At 47.6% G+C, this 17,689-nt stretch carries 17 protein-coding genes and 1 pseudogene; 11 read left to right on the plus strand and 7 right to left on the minus strand.

All coding sequences use genetic code 11. The features are described from left to right. Positions 1–121 precede the first annotated feature (121 nt). On the minus strand, positions 122–1,333 hold the full coding sequence (locus BUB85_RS17835; protein WP_073112362.1) for an IS110 family RNA-guided transposase: 1,212 nt from the start codon (positions 1,331–1,333) through the stop codon (positions 122–124). A gap of 298 nt (positions 1,334–1,631) precedes the next feature. Here BUB85_RS17835 and BUB85_RS17840 point away from each other — a divergent pair, with 298 nt between their 5' ends. Further along, positions 1,632–2,471: a histidinol-phosphatase HisJ family protein gene (locus BUB85_RS17840; RefSeq protein ID WP_073112905.1), complete on the plus strand. Its 840-nt coding sequence runs from the start codon at positions 1,632–1,634 to the stop codon at positions 2,469–2,471. A 96-nt stretch (positions 2,472–2,567) separates the two neighbouring features. On the opposite strand, the gene BUB85_RS17845 is transcribed toward BUB85_RS17840, so the two are convergent. From BUB85_RS17845 to BUB85_RS17855, 3 genes are all read right to left on the minus strand, one after another. Then, positions 2,568–3,566, minus strand: a complete 999-nt coding sequence (locus tag BUB85_RS17845) for a nucleoside hydrolase (RefSeq protein WP_073112906.1) — start codon at positions 3,564–3,566, stop codon at positions 2,568–2,570. Positions 3,567–3,592: 26 nt separating this feature from the next. After that, on the minus strand, positions 3,593–4,219 hold the full coding sequence (locus BUB85_RS17850) for a YczE/YyaS/YitT family protein (RefSeq protein ID WP_073112907.1): 627 nt from the start codon (positions 4,217–4,219) through the stop codon (positions 3,593–3,595). 141 nt (positions 4,220–4,360) lie between these two features. Continuing rightward, positions 4,361–4,999 (minus strand): aminotransferase class I/II-fold pyridoxal phosphate-dependent enzyme, encoded by a 639-nt coding sequence (locus tag BUB85_RS17855; RefSeq protein ID WP_073112908.1) that lies wholly within the window; start codon positions 4,997–4,999, stop codon positions 4,361–4,363. Between BUB85_RS17855 and BUB85_RS17860 the strand changes: the two are divergent. The 6 genes and pseudogenes from BUB85_RS17860 to BUB85_RS17885 form a co-directional block, all read left to right on the plus strand. Then, positions 4,995–5,204, plus strand: a pseudogene (locus BUB85_RS17860) (ABC transporter ATP-binding protein); the annotation flags it as partial. The gene BUB85_RS17855 and the pseudogene BUB85_RS17860 sit on opposite strands and share 5 nt — an antisense overlap. Before the next feature lie 12 nt (positions 5,205–5,216). Next, on the plus strand, positions 5,217–7,535 hold the full coding sequence (locus tag BUB85_RS17865) for an ABC transporter permease (protein WP_073112909.1): 2,319 nt from the start codon (positions 5,217–5,219) through the stop codon (positions 7,533–7,535). 152 nt (positions 7,536–7,687) lie between these two features. Beyond that, positions 7,688–9,508, plus strand: coding sequence for a hypothetical protein (locus tag BUB85_RS17870; RefSeq protein ID WP_073112910.1), 1,821 nt, complete (start codon positions 7,688–7,690; stop codon positions 9,506–9,508). A 224-nt stretch (positions 9,509–9,732) separates the two neighbouring features. Continuing rightward, the gene (locus BUB85_RS17875) at positions 9,733–11,052 is read left to right on the plus strand and encodes a Na+/H+ antiporter NhaC family protein (RefSeq protein WP_073112911.1); all 1,320 of its coding nucleotides are present in this window, start codon (positions 9,733–9,735) and stop codon (positions 11,050–11,052) included. Positions 11,053–11,175: 123 nt separating this feature from the next. After that, on the plus strand, positions 11,176–11,427 hold the full coding sequence (locus BUB85_RS17880; RefSeq protein WP_073112912.1) for an HPr family phosphocarrier protein: 252 nt from the start codon (positions 11,176–11,178) through the stop codon (positions 11,425–11,427). Between the two features lie 199 nt (positions 11,428–11,626). Further along, positions 11,627–12,382, plus strand: a complete 756-nt coding sequence (locus tag BUB85_RS17885) for a sigma-70 domain-containing protein (RefSeq protein ID WP_073112913.1) — start codon at positions 11,627–11,629, stop codon at positions 12,380–12,382. A 36-nt stretch (positions 12,383–12,418) separates the two neighbouring features. On the opposite strand, the gene BUB85_RS17890 is transcribed toward BUB85_RS17885, so the two are convergent. From BUB85_RS17890 to BUB85_RS17900, 3 genes are all read right to left on the minus strand, one after another. Then, complete coding sequence (locus BUB85_RS17890; RefSeq protein ID WP_073112914.1) at positions 12,419–12,952, minus strand: nitroreductase family protein; 534 nt, start codon at positions 12,950–12,952, stop codon at positions 12,419–12,421. Between the two features lie 189 nt (positions 12,953–13,141). Next, complete coding sequence (gene yaaA, locus BUB85_RS17895) at positions 13,142–13,294, minus strand: peroxide stress protein YaaA (protein WP_084534119.1); 153 nt, start codon at positions 13,292–13,294, stop codon at positions 13,142–13,144. Next, complete coding sequence (locus BUB85_RS17900) at positions 13,291–13,638, minus strand: arsenate reductase family protein (RefSeq protein WP_073112915.1); 348 nt, start codon at positions 13,636–13,638, stop codon at positions 13,291–13,293. Before BUB85_RS17900 ends, yaaA begins: the two co-directional genes overlap by 4 nt. Before the next feature lie 503 nt (positions 13,639–14,141). Here BUB85_RS17900 and BUB85_RS17905 point away from each other — a divergent pair. The 4 genes from BUB85_RS17905 to BUB85_RS17920 all read left to right on the plus strand — a co-directional run. Next, positions 14,142–14,741: a 50S ribosomal protein L25 gene (locus tag BUB85_RS17905; protein ID WP_073112916.1), complete on the plus strand. Its 600-nt coding sequence runs from the start codon at positions 14,142–14,144 to the stop codon at positions 14,739–14,741. A gap of 263 nt (positions 14,742–15,004) precedes the next feature. Further along, entirely contained in the window at positions 15,005–15,670 is a 666-nt protein-coding gene (locus BUB85_RS17910) for a 3'-5' exonuclease (protein ID WP_073112917.1), read from the plus strand. A 274-nt stretch (positions 15,671–15,944) separates the two neighbouring features. After that, the gene (locus tag BUB85_RS17915) at positions 15,945–17,219 is read left to right on the plus strand and encodes a GGDEF domain-containing protein (protein ID WP_073112918.1); all 1,275 of its coding nucleotides are present in this window, start codon (positions 15,945–15,947) and stop codon (positions 17,217–17,219) included. A gap of 257 nt (positions 17,220–17,476) precedes the next feature. Beyond that, a partial coding sequence (locus tag BUB85_RS17920) for a transposase family protein (protein ID WP_143160673.1) occupies positions 17,477–17,689 on the plus strand: 213 nt, incomplete at its 3' end.

Here is a 17,689-nt window from a genome sequence, read left to right on the forward strand (position 1 = left end):
AAGCCTGCAAATAAAAAGTCAAGGCTAAATTGAAAGAACATTGAAAATTTTATACAGGTTGAAAAGTAGGCATCAAAATAAGACCACCACATCGTGCTGGTCAAAAAATGAGAGTTTTGGATTAGTTTGATTCTGGAAGAGTTGAAAGATATTCGTTCACTCGACCATAGTAGATGCGAAGAAATTTATTCGCACCAGCTGTCATGTAGACATAGTAGGGCTTCCCCTGAGCACGCTTCTTATCAAGAAACATATAAACAGGGTCATCCTGAGGCATGGTTTTGATAAGGGCATCCATTACCTGAAAAAGAGTTTTTCGCAGGTCTGCAGAACCTCTTTTTGAGGTTGGAACACTTTTCTGTGCATAGGTTCCAGATTCATTTACACCGGGATCAACGCCAGCAAATGCAGTTAATGCACCTTTACTATGAAAGCGAGTCACATCACCGATTTCGGCGATAAGCTGCGGGCCCAGTGACGGACCAACACCTTTCATCTCCATAACGATTGGGTATTCTGGAAGTTTAGCTGCAGTTTCATTCATAAGAGAGCGAAGACTTTCCACTGTTGCTGATGCACTGTTAAGCTGGTCGACAGCTTGTTTGATAATAAGCTTAGTTACTTCATCCTTTGGAAGTACAGGAACAAGCTCCTTAGCAGTTCCATAAATTTCCTCAGCTTTGGCTTGGCTGAAGTTGTACTTGTTTCGTTTGCACCATTTCTGATAATGGTCAGTAAATGCAATTAATGACATTTTACGAACACAGTCAACGTGCCAGTAAGTAGATGCAAAATCAACCCATTTCTGACTGCCATCACTACGTGCAGGACTATCAAAGTAGGTGTTAACACCAGGGTAGGTCTGGTCAAGGATGCCGATAAGATTATTCTTCATAGCCGTCTTGTGCTTCATATAAAAGCCAAACTGACGGTTCATGGTTTTTAGCTGATTGCGTAATTCATCCATGACACTATACTGTTTAAGGTTTTGCCATTTGTCAAGAGCATAACGGGCAATCTTAACAGCATCTGCTTTGTCAGATTTTACTTTGCGAAGTGAATCATTATCAAAGTCCTTAATCAACTTGGGGTTAACAGCACTGACAAAAAGATTTGCTTGTGCTAACTGATGAGCAAGGACTTCATAGTAACGTCCCGTATGTTCCATCACGATGCGCGATTCACCTTCAACAGACTTGATTTGTTCTACAAGTGCATTGATATCACTGGAAGTGTGCTTGATTTCAAACGGTGTGGAAATAATTTCTCCATAAGGGCGGAGAATTGCAACCATACTTTTACCTTTAGAAACATCGATACCTACTGCGTTCATATATTTGTTACTCCTTAAGATTAATTACAATGGATAAGTACCAGTTTTACTCATTACCTATTCAATCTACTGTGGGATGACACGAACGAACCAATAAAGGCAGTTCAACCTGCATAAAACGAATGCTGCGAATGAGGAGCTGGTTATCAGTCTTATTTACGGACGCGAAGTCCAAGAAAGGAAGCCGATATACCATTGCTACCTACATTCTAACAGCTTAAGTAACAAGATGGATAATTCCTTACTGGTTGTAAGGGATATTAACCATAAATACATTGTAGTAGAAAGGAACTTTTTTATGTACGCAGATTATCATTTACACACCTATTACAGTGACGATTCCGATTATCCCATGGAGCAGCTGGTCCTCGATGCCATTTCCAAAGGGCTTCAGGAAATTTGCCTCACAGACCACGTGGATTACGGGGTCAAAGATGACTGGACCGGATCCTCGGACATTTATCACCCGGAGGAAAGGGCCGCGCTCCCCGTCATGAACGTGAACTATCCCGCATACCATGCCCAGATTCAAATGCTGCAGAAAAAATATGCCGAAAAAATTGTTATCCGCGAGGGAATGGAGTTTGGAATGCAGGTGCACACGATCCCCGAATACCGGAAACTTTTTTCTTCTTACCCTTTTGATTTTATCATTCTTTCCTGTCATCAGGTGGAGGACAAAGAGTTTTGGAATCAGGATTTTCAAAATGGCAAGACTCAGGAAGAGTATAACCGGACATATTACGAAGAGATTCTTCAGGTGATCCGCCGGTATAAGGATTACAGTGTACTCGGACATCTGGATATGATTACGCGTTACGACCAGGCGGGTATTTATCCGTTTGAGAAAGTGGCGGACCTTGTCATCGAAATTCTCAAGCAGGTCATCGCCGACGGAAAAGGTATCGAGGTCAACACCTCCTGCCACCGTTACGGACTGAGCGATCTGACGCCGTCGCGTGAAATTTTGAGGCTGTATCGGGAACTTGGAGGCACTATCGTGACCATCGGAAGTGATACACATGAGCCGTCGCATCTCGCAGCTTATATCCGGGAGACAATGGATGAGCTGAAAACTCTGGGATTCACCTCGCTGTGCACTTATCAGAATATGGTCCCCGCATTTCATGCATTATAAAAAGGAGCAGAAACTATAGTTTGTTAAAAAAATAACTGGGGACGTAGCAAAGTGACACTTTGCTACGTCCCCAATTGCTCAATTGCCCTGCCCACGCTATTTTTTCTTTATAATCGTTTCCACAAAATTATCCATAAACGGCTTGCCGTTCAGCGTCCTTGCAATCCTGCAGTTCTTATGTTCTCTCATCGCGTATTTATTAATCTGCATTCCCGTAAATGCGATGGTCTGCCCACGCGTCAGCGTCCCGCTTGTCTCTACATCCACAAATACTTTGTCTGTGTAGGTGCAGTAGGTCTCGTCAATGGCTGCCGCCACCGTGATCACATCGTCCATGGGGAAACCTCCCAGTTGAAAATATTCCCGCCAGATGTCTATATATATTGGAAATTTTTCAATGATATAATCTGCCACGTTCCCGCCTCCACCGTGCCGCATATCCGCCAGATGGTCTCTCGTCATCATCCCGTCCGCATAGCGGTTGTTCTCGCACACATCCAACGGTATCAGGGTAATGTCAAACGCGGAGTGGAACACAGCCTTTGCCGCTTCCGGGTCCGCAAATATATTGTACTCCACCACCGGCGTGATGTTTCCATGAATGGAAAAGCATCCTCCCAGCACATAAATTTCTTTCGCAAGCGCCGCGATCTCCGGCGCCTTTTCCAGTGCCAGCGCAATGTTGGTCAGAGGGCCTGTCGTCACCAGCGTGATCTCATCCGGGAAACGGCGGCACATGTCGATGATATAATCCACGGCGTGTATATTCTCCGGCTTCTGATCTGGTTTCTCTGCCGGTTCGTTGAACTTATCCAGCCGCTCACCGAACTTCCACCGCAGTTCTTCGTCAAAGTTCACCGGGTCGCCATCGCTCTGGCTGACTCCGATGGGCTCCCCAGCCCCCGCATATACCGGAATGTTTTTCCCTGTCAGCGCAACCGTATTCAAGGCTACCCAGGTTGCCTGCTGCAGGCTGCCGCTGGCTCCCAGCACCGTGGTGACCCCCAGCAGTTCTGCCTCTTCATTCAGTGCCGCATACAACAATGCCAGGATGTCATCCCCCGCCGAATCAATGTCCAGAATTATCTTTTTCATAGTCTGCCTCCTCCTTTTTTGCTCTTCTATTCTACAAATCTCTTCAGCAGCCTATACACTCCCGGCCGCACCAGCTGCACCGCCGGTCCTGTCATAAATGCCGCCAGCACAGTTCCGACTCCCACCGTTCCTCCGAGTACATAACCGATCACCACAAAACTGACATCACCGATCACCCGCACCTTCTGGTACGCAAACCCGGATTTGTCACTGATGATCTCCGACACCAGATCGATTGCCCCGACACCGAGATCCGCGAAAATGTACACCGCGATTCCCACTGCCATGATAAACAGACCTGCCACAAGCATCAGAAGTTTCACGATCAGCACTGGCTCCCGCCTGATGCAGATGTCCAGTATACTCCGCACGAAATCTGCCGTGTATCCAATCCCGAAAATTGCAAGGAACGAGGAAATATTGATGTAACGGCGATCCACAAGAAATACAATAAACAATATCACCACATTCAGGAGCGCTGCCGCACTTCCGTAGGATATGCCTGTCACATTTCCGATTCCCAGCTCGAACACGCTGGCAGGGTCTACGCCCATTCCCGTGTAGAGAAACAGCGAGACGCCCACTCCACAGAGTATCAGCCCTACTAATGACATGACGACCCGCGCTCCCAGATTTTTATTTTTCTGCTTCATTTTTCTTTGTCCTTATCTCTTTATACAGTCATAATTTCCGCGCTCATCCCTGCAGCCTGCCCATCTAGCCGCCGCAGACTGCCTATCTATCCGCCACAAGCTACCGGTTCCTTCGCCGCAGCGTATCGGTTCATCCGCCGCCTATCGGTTCATCGCCGCAGCCATCCGGTCAATGGCCTCCTTCAGCACCGAGCGCGGTGACGGAACACAGATCCGCTCAAATCCTTTTCCCAGATTTTCGCAGAACATCTCCCCGCCCTCCAGTATCACTCCGGCTTCGTCATAAATGCGGTGATGTATCTCCTCCGGCGTCATCTCGTAATCCCGCAGATCGATCCACAGAATATACGTCCCCTCCGGTCTCCGGCACTTCGCCTTCGGCATCTTCTCTCTCAGAGACTCTATTACAAAATCAATATTTCCGTCCAGATAATCAATCAGCTGCTCCAGCCACTCCTCGCCCTCATCATAGGCGGCAATCGTAGCCGCGATGGTAAATGGAGACGGAAGAATAAAGGGCAGTGACAATTCGATCCGCTTTCGCAGTTCTGGATTCTGAATCACCAGATTGGTCGCGTGAAGCCCCGCCAGATTAAAGGTCTTATTGACTGCTGTGGCCGCAATAATATTTTCCGGATCGGCCAGTGTCAGAATCGGATGAAATTCCTGTCCTCTGCGAGTCAGATCACCGTGGATCTCATCTGCAAATATAATCACACCGTTTCGCCTGCAGACATCAGCAACCCTGCGCAGCTCCTCATCCTTCCAGATGCGGCCCACGGGGGCGCTGGATTACAATACTTCCAAGGAGATTCTGAAGCTGATCGAGACGGTCAACCAGAAGTATGGCAACACCATTGTCATGGTCACGCACAACGATGCGATCAAGCACATGGCGGATCAGGTAGTGCATCTGAAAGATGGAATGATTCGGAAAAACTATCACAACGAAGACAAGATTCCGGCACAAGAGCTGGACTGGTAGGAGGAGCGGATCATGAAGAATCCTTTACGCAAAAGGCTCTTGCGGGAGCTCAGAGACGAGGCGGGAAAGTATGCTGTGATTTTTTTGCTGCTTGTCGCCACCATTGGATTTGTATCCGGGTTTCTGGTAGCGGACGGCAGCATGCGGACCATCTACGACGAAAGCTTTGAAAAATATAATATAGAAGACGGATATTTTGATGTCAAATCCGAGATGACAGCGGAGGAGAAGTCTGCCATCGAAGAAAATGGCATTACAGTCTATGAAAATTACTTTAAAGAAGAGGCTCTGACAAACAACAGCACACTCCGCATTTACCGGAACCGGGAGGATGTGGATCGCGTGTGCCTGATGGAGGGGGAATTTCCCAAAAAGACCGGCGAGATCGCGGTCGACCGCATGTATGCGGAAAACAACGAGATCGAGGTAGGCGACACCTTAAAGAGCGATGACAGAGAGTGGAAGGTGACCGGCCTTGTGGCGCTGTCCGACTACAGCTGTCTGTTTTCCAACAACAATGACACTATGTTTGACGCGGTAAAGTTTGGTGTGGCGGTGGTGACGGATGACGAGTTTAATACATTTAGCAGAAAGACACTGCGGTATCGGTATGCCTGGACCTATGACGCAAAGCCCGCGGATGAGCAGGAGGAGAATAACCGGGCGGAAGATCTGATGAAGGCCATGGGAAAGACCGTGACGCTGGAGAGCTTTGTCCCGCAGTATCAGAATCAGGCCATCAAATTCACCGGGGAGGACATGGGAAGTGACAAGGCGATGATGACGGTGCTGCTCTACATGATTATCGGGATTCTGGCGTTCGTGTTCGGAATCACGATCAGCAACACCATCTCGAAGGAGGCCAACACCATCGGGACGCTGCGGGCGTCCGGTTACACCAGAGCGGAGTTGGTGCGCCATTACCTGTCGCTGCCTCTGATCGTCACTGCGACCGGTGCCCTGCTGGGAAATGTGCTGGGCTACACGATGATGAAAAATGTGGTCTGCGGGATGTATTACGGAAGCTACAGCCTGACAAAATATGAGACGATCTGGAGCGGCGAGGCGTTTCTGAAAACTACGGTTGTCCCATTTTTCATGATGCTTTTGATCAACCTGCTGATACTGAATTACAAGATGAAGCTTTCGCCACTCAAATTTATCCGGCGGGATTTGAGCAGAAGAAAACAAAAACATGCGGTCAGACTGAGTGTGCGATGCCCGTTTTTTGCCAGATTCCGGATGCGGATCATCCTCCAGAACATGAGCAATTATGCCATACTGCTGGTTGGAATCACATTTGCAAATCTGCTGCTGCTCTTCGGGCTGGCGCTGCCGGTAGTGCTGGATCACTACCAGGAGGAGGTTGAGCAGAATATGCTCAGCTCTTACCAGTATATGCTGAGCGTTCCGGTCAGTATCATGAGCGATGACAGCAAGCTGAGAAGTATGCTTTCCATGCTGGAATTTTCCAAGTCGGTGGAGACGGACAATAAGGATGCGGAAAAGTTCAGTGTCTATTCTCTGGACACGACCGACGGACCGTGCGACAGTGAGGAAATACTGCTGTACGGAATCGAGGACGGCAGCCATTATATCCCGCTGGATGTGAGCGGCTCCCAGGTGTATATTTCCAAGGGATATGCAGATAAATACCGGCTGGGTGCCGGAGACAAGATCACGCTTAAGGAAAAGTACAAGGGCGGTGAATATACATTTACCATTACGGGTGTCTACGATTATATGGGATCGTTGTCTCTGTTTATGAATCAGCAGCGGTTAAATAAGACGTTTGATCTGGATGACGATTATTTCAGCGGATATTTTTCCGATACTGAGATTACGGATATCAATGAGAAATACATTGGTTCCGTAGTAGACCTGGATGCACTGACTAAGGTGTCGCGCCAGCTGGATGTCTCCATGGGGAGCATGATGTATCTGGTGGATGGATTCGCCATTTTAATTTTTCTGGTGCTGATCTATCTGCTGTCCAAGATTGTGATTGAGAAGAACGGGCAGTCGATTTCCATGGTAAAGATCCTGGGGTACGGGAATGGCGAGATTTGCCGGCTTTATATCCTGTCGACTTCGATCATGGTGGTGATTTTTCTCCTGCTGAGCATGGCGATTGATTACGAATTGATAAAGGTCATCTACCGGGTAATGATGATGGAGAGCATCAGCGGATGGATTGAGTTCTACATAAACAGGGCGGTATTTGTGAAGATGTTTGGGCTGGGAATCGTGGCTTACGCTGTGGTGGCGGTACTGGAGGTGCGCAAGATCCGTCGGGTGCCGATGGATGAGGCTTTGAAAAACGTGGAGTAAATGTGCAGAGATTCGAAGAAGAGGTCAGGAAAGCTGACCGAATCTCGCACCAAGACTCGCGAGTGAGTCTTGAAATAGAATAAACGGTGAGTACAGATGGAATAGACACACGTGAAAGTGTGGACTTGGTGCGGGTGGAAGGAGACGGGGAAATGAAGAACAATAAAAATATTCCGATAGGAGTTGTGTGTGGTGCACTTGTCGTGTGCACGGCTGCATATGCGGGAATCCGGGATTACACATCCCGGACTGCAGAAAATGCGGTGACCGTTCAGGCGGCAGACACTGCGGATGTAAAGAATACCGCAGATGCCGGTGTGACAGCAGATACAAAAGAGGTAACAGCTGCCGGGAAAACAACGGAGAAGGCGGTCGCGAAGACAGCGGAGAAGGCAGTGTCGGAGACCACGGGAAAGACGGACGGGGATTCTGGTATGATCTATCTGAATGCAGATGCAGAAGGGAACCTGAAAGAGGAAGATACCAATGCGGATGCACCAGTCGCTGTGAAGGTGAGCTATTATCTGGAGGGAAAGCAGATGACACCGGAGGAGATTGCAGGAAAATCCGGGAAGGTCAAAATCCGGTTCGACTATGAGAACCTGGTGTCGAAGACGGTGGAGGCAGACGGACAGCAGGTGACGGTTAAGGCTCCGTTTCTGGTAATCTCGGCGGTGATGCTGCCGACAGATACATTTTCAAATGTGTCCGTGTCTAATGGAAAAGTTATGGAGGATGATGACCAGAGCATTGCGGTGGGAATGGCATTTCCGGGACTCTATGAGAGCCTGCTTCTGGGAAATCTGGATGCAACGAAGGACATAGATCTGCCGGGATTCGTGGAGATCACGGCGGATGCAGCTGAGTTTGAACTGGATTTCACCGCCAGCGTGGCGTCACCCGTCGGGTTTGGCGAGATGGACAGCACGGATTTTGATGACATCGATCAGATGATGGACAGCATGGATGAACTGGGGGATGCCTCAGATAAGCTTGTTGCCGGAACGGGAACGCTGCTGTCTGGAATACAGACATTCCAGACAGCAATGACGGCCTACACTGGCGGCGTAGATCAGCTGAACAGCGGGATCCAGACCATCAATGCCTCCCTGGCAGAGGTATCCATGCCGGATGCAGACAGTATGTCTTCTGTCACGTCGGCAGCCTCCGCGCTGACGACAGATGCGGCAGCACTGGGACAGGAGATGGAGAAAATGCAGGGAAGCTTTGCAGGTCTGCAGACATTTGCACAGAATGTGGGCGCATACAAGATGGCGGTCGACAGTGCCCTGAACGGGGCGGCCAGCGCTCTTGAGAATGCACAGACCGCGGTGGAGAACGCAGATCTTGCGGCGACCCAACAGGCGCAGGAACAGGCGGAGAGCGTGCTGGAGGCAGCGATGGATGCCAATCCGGATCTGACTGAGGAGGAAAAGCAGGCGGTCAGAGATGCGGCAGATTACAGTGCAGTCACAGTCACCGGCGCTGCAGGCGATGCGTCGGCAGATATCGCAGAAGCACAGTCTCAGCTGGCAGCGGTTCCGGAGATGGATATCCCGGATCTGACGGTGGATCTGTCCGGTCTGACGGCGACGCTGGCAGACATGGAGACTCAGCTGAACGTACTGGCGGGATTTTCTGCCGGTATGTCAGGGCTGAACGATGGAGTGGATACACTTACGACGGCGCTGCAGCAGCTGGAGGCCGGTGCGGGCCAGCTCGCGGAGAATAACAGTCAGGTCACGAGCGGCCTGCAGGCGTTGGTGGATGGCACGAGTTCGCTTTACACAGGGATGCAGACATTTGATAAAGAAGGAATCCAAAAGCTCCGGGAGCTTGCAGGCGAGGATCAGCAGAACCTGATCCGACGCGTGAAGGCCGTGCGGGAGGCTGAGATTCAATACAAAGGAAAGGAAGACGGAGCAGCACAGAAGAATTATGTAATTGAGACGGACGCAGTGGAGAAAAAATAATGTCCCCGCTTCGAAGTGAAGCGAGATTGGTGGAAAACATCTTTGCTACAGCAGGAGATATAATGTACTATGTTCATAGAAGCGGGCAGGGCTTCTGAATAAAAATGAAATGTACTGTTGTATAATAGACAAATATAAATTAGAATATAAATATTCTATGCATTTGTGTCGGAGAAAATGAACATGACATAGGAACTATATCTATAGAGAGTGGAGAAGGAAAGATGAAAAAAGGAAAACCGATAGCACTTCTGCCGATAGGCGTATTTTTTGTACTATATCTGGGATTGGGGATTGTGTTTGAGTATGTGATGAAGATCCCGATGGGATTCTATAATATCCCGATCGTGATTGCATTTCTGGTGGCGATTCTGGTAGCCTGTTTGCAGAACCGGGGACTGCAGTTTGATGATAAGCTGACAATCATGGGGCAGGGGATTGGAGATAAGAACATTATCACGATGCTTCTCATCTTTCTGGCGGCGGGAACCTTCGTGGGTGTTGTCGGGAGAAGCAGCGCGGAGAGTGTGGCCTACTTTATGCTGTCGCTGATTCCAGCGCGGTTTGCGGTTGCGGTACTCTATGTGGTGGCATGCTTTGTATCGACGGCCATGGGTACCTCGGTCGGGACGATTACACTGATCACACCGATCGCGGTTGCGGTTGCACAGGCATCGGGCTTCAGTCTGCCGCTGTGCATTGCATCGGTTATGGGCGGAGCTATGTTTGGGGACAACCTGTCCTTTATATCGGATACCACGATTGCGGCCTGCAATGGACAGGGGTGTGCGATGAAGGATAAATTCCGTGAGAACTTCTGGATTGCGTTTCCGGCGGCAGTTGCCACATTGGTGCTGATACTTGTTCTGTCGTTTCGGACAGAGTTAAACGGCAGCGTGAGCAGTGCTTATAATCTGGTACAGGTCATCCCGTACCTTCTGGTTCTGGCCGGGGGAATTGCCGGAGTCAATGTTTTTCTGGTACTGCTGATCGGAATCGTGTCCGGTTCTGTAATCATGCTCGCCGGCGGCTATACTGCACCGGTAGATCTGTTGGGCAGTATGGGTTCCGGTGTGACAGGAATGTTTGAGACCTGTATGGTAGCGATCCTGGTGGCTGCGATGTGTGCGCTGATTCGCGAGTACGGTGGCTTTGATGCGCTTTTATCGGCAATTCACAGAGTGTTTAAGGGAAAAAGAGGCGGACAGCTTGGCATGGGGCTACTGGTAGGAACCATGGATATCGCGACGGCCAATAACACAGTGGCGATTGTGATGGCCAATCCCATCGCGCGGGAGATGGCGAAGGAATACGATATCAGCCCGAGGAAAGCGGCGTCACTTCTGGATACATTTTCCTGCATTTTCCAGGGGATTATTCCTTACGGAGCACAGATGCTGGTGGCAATCTCTGCGGCAAATGAGCTGGGGTTTGAAGTCTCGGCATTTGAGATTATTCCGAATCTTTTTTACCCGGGAATGCTGCTGGTCAGTTCACTGATCTTTATCTTCGTGCTGCCCCAGAAAAGTGGAAAAAGGATCTGACGATAAAAAGGATTGATTAATTGGCAGGAATCTGATATGATGGTCGACGGAGCCAAACCCGGAGCATTCTCAGCTGCGGTGTGCTCCGATTAGCATAAAGAGATGACAGAAAGGACCGGAATTATGAAGACTGTAAAGATTAAGTTTGATTCGATTGAAGCCGCAAGTGATTTTGTGAAAATCGTTGCACAGTTCAAAACTAATTTCGATTTGATGACGGAAAGACGTGTGATAGATGGAAAATCTATCCTTGGAATATTGAGCCTTGACCTGTCACGGGTACTTGACCTGCAAATCGAAGAAGAAACAGATGAGATTATGGATGCAATCGCTCCATACGTCGCTTCAAAAGAAGCATCTGAAAAACGAGCATAGAGATCAGAATGAAAAAGTCATGATCATGGGAATCGCCATGATACCTCAGGAAGAGAAAGCGTGTGCTTTCTCTTTTTTCAATACAAAAAGAAGAGGATATGTTATACTATGAGCAGAATATTGAGGAGATAAATGGAAAGATGAGGAGGCGGCAAGCTGGATTTGCTGAATGCCCGCTTTGCTCAGGAGTCCTGTGAAAATGCCAGATAGAGGAGAGATTATGTTAGACAGAGTGAAATTTACGGAGACCCTCCAGTTAGTTGCGGAGGTAATGAAAACTACATCCGAGCCGATGGAACGGGAGGAAATACTGGGTTACTTTAAGGAGATGGAGCTGACCCGGGAGCAGGAAGAGATGGTAATTGCATATTATGAGCAGCCCCGGGAAGATCCGGCCGCAAGTGATCTGACAGAATCAGATAACGGATATGAAGAGGTTGGAAACTCACAGATTCTTCAGATGTATCTGGAAGAAATTGAATCCCTTCCGAAGTACACGGAGCAGGAGGAGAACGCCCTCTACGCACGGCTGATCGCCGGGGAGGAAGTCGTTGTGAAGCTGCTGTCCGACTGCTGGCTGCCGCGTGTGCTGGAACTCGCAGAGAAAAGAGCAACTGCAAAGGTGAGTCTGGAGGATGTGATCCAGGAGGGGAACATCGGCCTGTTTTTAAAGCTCGAGGAACTTCTGGGATGTGAAGAAACCACAGATTTCCAGAAAGAGATATCCGATGCGGTTGAAGAGGCGATGTGGTCCTATATTGCGGAGAGTGGACTGGAGGAAGATGGAAATCACACGGTTTTGGGCAAGGCCGCGCTGGTGTCTGAGGCGAAGAACCAGCTCACGGGAGAACTCGACCGCGAGCCGACTGTCAAAGAACTGGCGGAGTATACAAAGATGGACGAAGAGGAATTGCAGGGGATTCTGGAGCTGGTGCGTGGCACAAGCGGAAAGTAGCCGACGTACTGGTTAGAGACGGATGGAGCCTGCGAATTAATAAAACAGGGAAACCTCATCAACCGTCTTGCGTTTTGGCATGTCCGGTTCGATATCTCCGTAGCCAAGACCAATCACGCTGACCACAGCTTCTTCCGCCGGAATCTGCAGAATCTCCTGCAGCATATCGGCATCGCGGATTCCCATAACAAGCGTGGAGAGCCCGAGCTCCTGTGCTTTCAGCAACAGATTCATGCTGCTGAGCCCGCAGTCATAATATCCCCATCCGTTGCCGAGCTCGTTGTCAGGTGTCCCGTTCCGGTCAAAACCGGCGCGGTTCTTGACGATGCTGGTGACGATGAGAACCGGCGCATCCTGTACATTCTTCTGGTTAAAAGCGGGGAGCGTCTCCCGGACCTTCTGAAGCATCTCCGGAGACCGGATAATACGATATCTTGGCTCCTGCGCATTCTTCCATGATGGAGCGAGGATGGCAGCCTCGATAATTGCGCGGATATCCTGTTCGTTTACCGCCTGATGCTTATACTTTCTGATACTTCTTATGTTTTCCATTGCTTCCTGTAAGTTCATGCTCATTTCTCCTTTTTGATTTGATGGTTTTTGATTTTTTTTGGTTACTGAAATTGCCTTGCGGTGACAAATACTTTTCACAAGACGGTGTGCATCATGAAATATGTTTTTAAAGAGCTTTTACAAATATAAAGTGATCTTTTTCAGAACGATCTGCATCAAATCTGAAATCCAGCCGGTCGAACTGCTTCATTTCCAGATGCTTTTTGCCTGCTCGTAATCCCACGTCATCATGTAGGAAAGAAGTTCCTGCGTTTCCTCAAGAAACTCCGGCAGATTGCGGCAGGGAAATGAGTCGGTGTCAGTGTTCATTTTTTGGGCAGGAGAGATGACGATTCTCATAGCTTTTCTTCCCATTCTTTCTGTCGAAAGCCAGTGAGAACGAAGTCGTCACCAATCACGAGCGGACGCTTCACCAACATTCCGTCTGTTCCGAGAAGTGCGTACTGCTCTTCCTCGTTCATTTCCGGGAGCTTGTCTTTGAGCGCCAGCTCCTTGTACTTCATACCGCTGGTATTAAAGAATTTTTTCAGTGGCAGGCCGCTCATCTGGTGCCATGATTTCAGATCATCAGCAGAGGGGTTCTGCTCTTTGATGTCGTACAGGTCATATGCAATGCCCTGGGCGTCGAGCCAGGCTAACGCTTTTTTGCAGGTGGTGCATTTGGGGTAACAATATACTTTCATTTTGAATCCTCCATTTTCATTTGTTCAGTAAAGCGGATTTTTGTGGATTGAGACTGTTTTACAGCTATGCTTTACTGATAATAGTTAAATTATAACACCAACCATGTCTTAAGCAAATACAAAATAAGGGGTAATATGTTACTGTTCGCACGCAAGCTTGACACCTGCTGTCAAGCTATGCGTCAATCAAGAAAATATAACCATGAGCCGGTCCAATCATCGAAGATGATTTAAAAATGGACCGGCGACGTTACTGAAACAGATTTATCTGTGAAAAGTAACGGCGATATCTGAAAATAGTGTGAAATAACGAGTTACATTTGCAATTTTCAGGCAGAGTGCTATAATAGGAGCATATCGTTACGAGGCGCATTCATTGCAATGCCAACTTATCCTGCCGTTTCAGGGCACATATCTTAGCACTCAACAATTCAATCCACACCCCCAACGTTATAAAACCACAAGACAGGCGCTTTATTTTTATGCGCGGAAAGAGGTATATTATGACAACATTAAAAGCAGAAAAAAGAGATTTGAGTAAAAAGGCAAAGGCACTCAGACGCCAGGGTATGGTCATCGGGGTCGTATATGGCAGAGAGATGAAAGATAACATTCCGATTCAGATATCCGCAGTTGATGCGACACGTTTTATGAAAGACCACAGCAAAGGGAGCCAGACAATGCTGGAAGTAGACGGACAGAGCATAGACGTCCTCTTGAAGGACACGGATTTTGATCCGACGACACATCAGTATTTGAGTGTGGATTTTCAGGCACTTGTCGCAGATGAGAAAGTTACAAGTACAGCACCGATTATTTTGGTAAATGAAGACAAGACAACCGGATTTCTGACCCATAACCTGTCAGAACTTTCCTATAAAGCGCTGCCATCCGCGCTGATTGAAAAGGTTGAAATTGATATCGAAAAGATTCCGGTGGGAACGAATCTTCTGGTAAAAGATCTGGAAGTTGCTGCCAACAAAGATATTGAAATTCTCACACCGATGGATACCTCGGTGGTTCACATCGCAGAGCATCAGAAACATGCGGCTGCAGCGGAGACAGAAGAAGCGGCAGAGGGCGAGAGCGCAGTGGAGGCTTAGAGCTTATTAATAAAGTAAGAAGAACTATCCGGAGATGCCGGTCAGAACAGACAGTTACTGTTCCGACCGGCATTTTTAATTATGTGCTTTTTTGTGCGGGATGATTGATGAACGATCACTGTGAGCATACCATGTGAACGGCAATCGTAAATAGAGAAAGCCGGAGAAAAGAATACATCCCACTTTACAGAAAGGGGAGGTATGGTGTAAACTTGTACAAGTAGAAAAAGCTGATGAAGACGAATAGATTGGAAGGCAGATCGATGAGACGAATTTTCATAGACTTGGAATTTTGCGAGACAAGTACAGCATACAAACGACAACGGAAGATTTCCCAGCATGAGGTGATAGAAGTTGGCGCCGTCATGTTAAATAAAGAACATGAGATCATCAGCAGATTTGATCGGATGGTGCGGCCAAAGTATGGGGAGATCAACGAGTTTATTACAGATCTGACCGGGATCACCAACGAGATGGTCTCTGGGGCAGATACATATGAGGCAGTGATGGACGAATTTCTGGAGTGGGTCGGCGAAGACTGCGCGAAGGTGTATTCCTGGAGTAATATGGATATCACCCAGCTGCAGCGGGAGAGTGAGCAGAAGAAGTACAGTAATATGAGGCTGGAGCACCTCTATAAGAACTGGGTGGACTTTCAGAAAAAATTCGGGCAGATGCTTGGTGTGCGCCAGGCTATTTCCCTTGACAATGCGGTCAACGGAGCCGGGATTCTTTTTGAGGGGCGCGAGCACTGTGCGCTGGCCGATGCGGAAAATACAGCAAGACTGTTCCAGCTTACACAGGACAAAGATGAGTTTGACAAGACAGCGGATCAGATCCGGAGACTGGTGAATCCGAAGGAGACACTGACGGTGAACCTCGGAGCGTTTTTTACACCGGATATGCTGGAACAGCTGAACGTCGGATAATGATGATAGAGAAAAAGATAAATTACAGGATGGTAAAACGGCGTCTGGAAGAATCCCCGGTATAGGGGAACAACTTCCGGACAGCCGTTTTTTGTTTATATTGTTAGAACTGTGCAGCACCTGTAAAAAAGGAGTATGGCTGTTAATTTTGACATCAATTTGCCGATTTTCACATTATTGGTTGTCAATTTTGTTATAAAGCTTTAAAATTAGTGCAATTATTGTAATCATTTAGAACCGTCCAACCTTTATCAGTGAAAGCGAGAACGATCATATGAAAAAAGAGCGCAGTCTTATCTATCTCGGATTCCTGCTACTTCTTGTCTTTTTGGGAATCTCCGTATTTACATTTTATCAGAGTAACAAGTACATTGAAAAAGGGTATCTTGACTCAGAGGGGAGTGCTGCGGAAAATTTTGCCGTGCTCACCGCATCCAATATTCATTTGACGGATGAAGAAGTGGAGACGCTGAAGTCGTACTCCTATGAAGAAATGCAGCATTCTGCCGAGAATGAGGCACTGTATAATATGATGGACAACGACAGCTTTGCCAGCAAGGTGGACTATGCTTACGTTATGGTGCATTTGGATCCCGATGAGGTGAAATACAAGATTACGGAGGAGAACAAAGACCGTTTTAATGCGAAAATCGGTACGAATCTGGATATCATGTGGCTTCTCGATGTGAACGTGGACCCGGAGAATCAGAACGAGGAGGATCATCAGGATGAGTTGGAACGCTATTCCTACTATATAAAAGAGGATGCGGTGATTTTGGGCGAAGCGCCCTCCTATACGTTCAATGCCAGTGAGTGGGGCGATCACATCTGCGGATATTCGCCGCTGTATTCCGAGGAAGGGACGTATATCGGTGCGGTTGGAGTAGAGCTGCGAACCCATGACTATAACCAGTATCGAAACGGTGCCATGTGGGCGATGGGAATATTGCTGCTGGTGTCTACGCTTACCCTCCTGGCCCTGTTCGTCTTTTTATATTTTAAATACAAGAAACTCCAATACGATAAAATCTATACGGACTCCTTGACCGCTTTATATAACAGAAGCTATTATAATAACCAGTTTATTAAACGAATGAACAATAGCCGGGAAAATGAACCGTTCTTCGCGCTGATGATTGCGGATATTGACTTCTTTAAAAAGGTTAATGATACTTTCGGACACGAGGTGAAGGATGAGGTTCTGATGGAGATGGGACTGCTCCTGACGGAGGTGTTTGGGAGGACGCGTGTCATTCGTTTCGGCGGAGAGGAATTTGTAATTGGTCTCTGGGTTGACAACACGGAGTTGATCCGGAAACAGCTGGACTTTCTATTTGAGAAAATTGCAGGTCAGAAATTCAGCAAACAGCAGATAGATATCAGCATTTCTCTCGGGTGCAGCTACTACGAGACCGATGACCTTACCGGATGGCTGGTATCGGGGATGCTGAAGGCGGCGGATTATAATCTCTATGAGGTGAAAGAGAACGGCAGAAAGGATTATCGTATTGTCCGGTACAATGAGAATGAAAAGTACCAGAAAAAGTAATTTAAATCTGCTCAAAATATGATTTTTCTTGTGCATTATCCATACTATAAGCACGCTTATCTAAAAAATAACACCTTATAATTTGTGCAAACCGCACAAGTTTTAAGGCGTTATAGAAATAATTTATCATCACATTTCACTAAAACAGCGTTGAGGAATAAAAACTTTTCGCAATAAAATAACCAGAATCTAAGCAGGAGTACCTCTTGTGCGGTAAAATATAAGTAACAAATTTTTCGCACAGGAGGTTTTTACGAATGACAAAGAAAGAAAAACGTGAACGAAAGAAACAGGACCGTGGAATAGTTGATTTTATGATGGTTGCAAATCATTTCTTTCATTATTTACAACAATGGATCTCGGAAATGAACGATCCAAGAGATTCAAGTTACATCACGTATTCGCAGACTGATCTTGGGTATATGGCGATTCTCAAAAATATCTGCGGACAGCATACAATGAGAGAAATG

The sequence above is a fragment of the Hespellia stercorisuis DSM 15480 genome, from assembly GCF_900142165.1.
Lineage (GTDB): Bacteria > Bacillota > Clostridia > Lachnospirales > Lachnospiraceae > Hespellia > Hespellia stercorisuis.

What these genes read in the sequence shown, in the direction of transcription:
- BUB85_RS17875 (WP_073112911.1), top strand. Translation starts at nt 9,733, where the DNA reads ATGAAAAAAGGAAAACCGATAGCACTTCTGCCGATAGGCGTATTTTTT.
- BUB85_RS17910 (WP_073112917.1), top strand. Translation starts at nt 15,005, where the DNA reads ATGAGACGAATTTTCATAGACTTGGAATTTTGCGAGACAAGTACAGCA.
- BUB85_RS17845 (WP_073112906.1), bottom strand. Translation starts at nt 3,566, where the DNA reads ATGAAAAAGATAATTCTGGACATTGATTCGGCGGGGGATGACATCCTG.
- BUB85_RS17850 (WP_073112907.1), bottom strand. Translation starts at nt 4,219, where the DNA reads ATGAAGCAGAAAAATAAAAATCTGGGAGCGCGGGTCGTCATGTCATTA.
- BUB85_RS17880 (WP_073112912.1), top strand. Translation starts at nt 11,176, where the DNA reads ATGAAGACTGTAAAGATTAAGTTTGATTCGATTGAAGCCGCAAGTGAT.
- BUB85_RS17835 (WP_073112362.1), bottom strand. Translation starts at nt 1,333, where the DNA reads ATGAACGCAGTAGGTATCGATGTTTCTAAAGGTAAAAGTATGGTTGCA.
- BUB85_RS17890 (WP_073112914.1), bottom strand. Translation starts at nt 12,952, where the DNA reads ATGAACTTACAGGAAGCAATGGAAAACATAAGAAGTATCAGAAAGTAT.
- yaaA (WP_084534119.1), bottom strand. Translation starts at nt 13,294, where the DNA reads ATGAGAATCGTCATCTCTCCTGCCCAAAAAATGAACACTGACACCGAC.
- BUB85_RS17840 (WP_073112905.1), top strand. Translation starts at nt 1,632, where the DNA reads ATGTACGCAGATTATCATTTACACACCTATTACAGTGACGATTCCGAT.
- BUB85_RS17885 (WP_073112913.1), top strand. Translation starts at nt 11,627, where the DNA reads ATGCCAGATAGAGGAGAGATTATGTTAGACAGAGTGAAATTTACGGAG.
- BUB85_RS17915 (WP_073112918.1), top strand. Translation starts at nt 15,945, where the DNA reads ATGAAAAAAGAGCGCAGTCTTATCTATCTCGGATTCCTGCTACTTCTT.
- BUB85_RS17905 (WP_073112916.1), top strand. Translation starts at nt 14,142, where the DNA reads ATGACAACATTAAAAGCAGAAAAAAGAGATTTGAGTAAAAAGGCAAAG.
- BUB85_RS17870 (WP_073112910.1), top strand. Translation starts at nt 7,688, where the DNA reads ATGAAGAACAATAAAAATATTCCGATAGGAGTTGTGTGTGGTGCACTT.
- BUB85_RS17900 (WP_073112915.1), bottom strand. Translation starts at nt 13,638, where the DNA reads ATGAAAGTATATTGTTACCCCAAATGCACCACCTGCAAAAAAGCGTTA.
- BUB85_RS17865 (WP_073112909.1), top strand. Translation starts at nt 5,217, where the DNA reads ATGAAGAATCCTTTACGCAAAAGGCTCTTGCGGGAGCTCAGAGACGAG.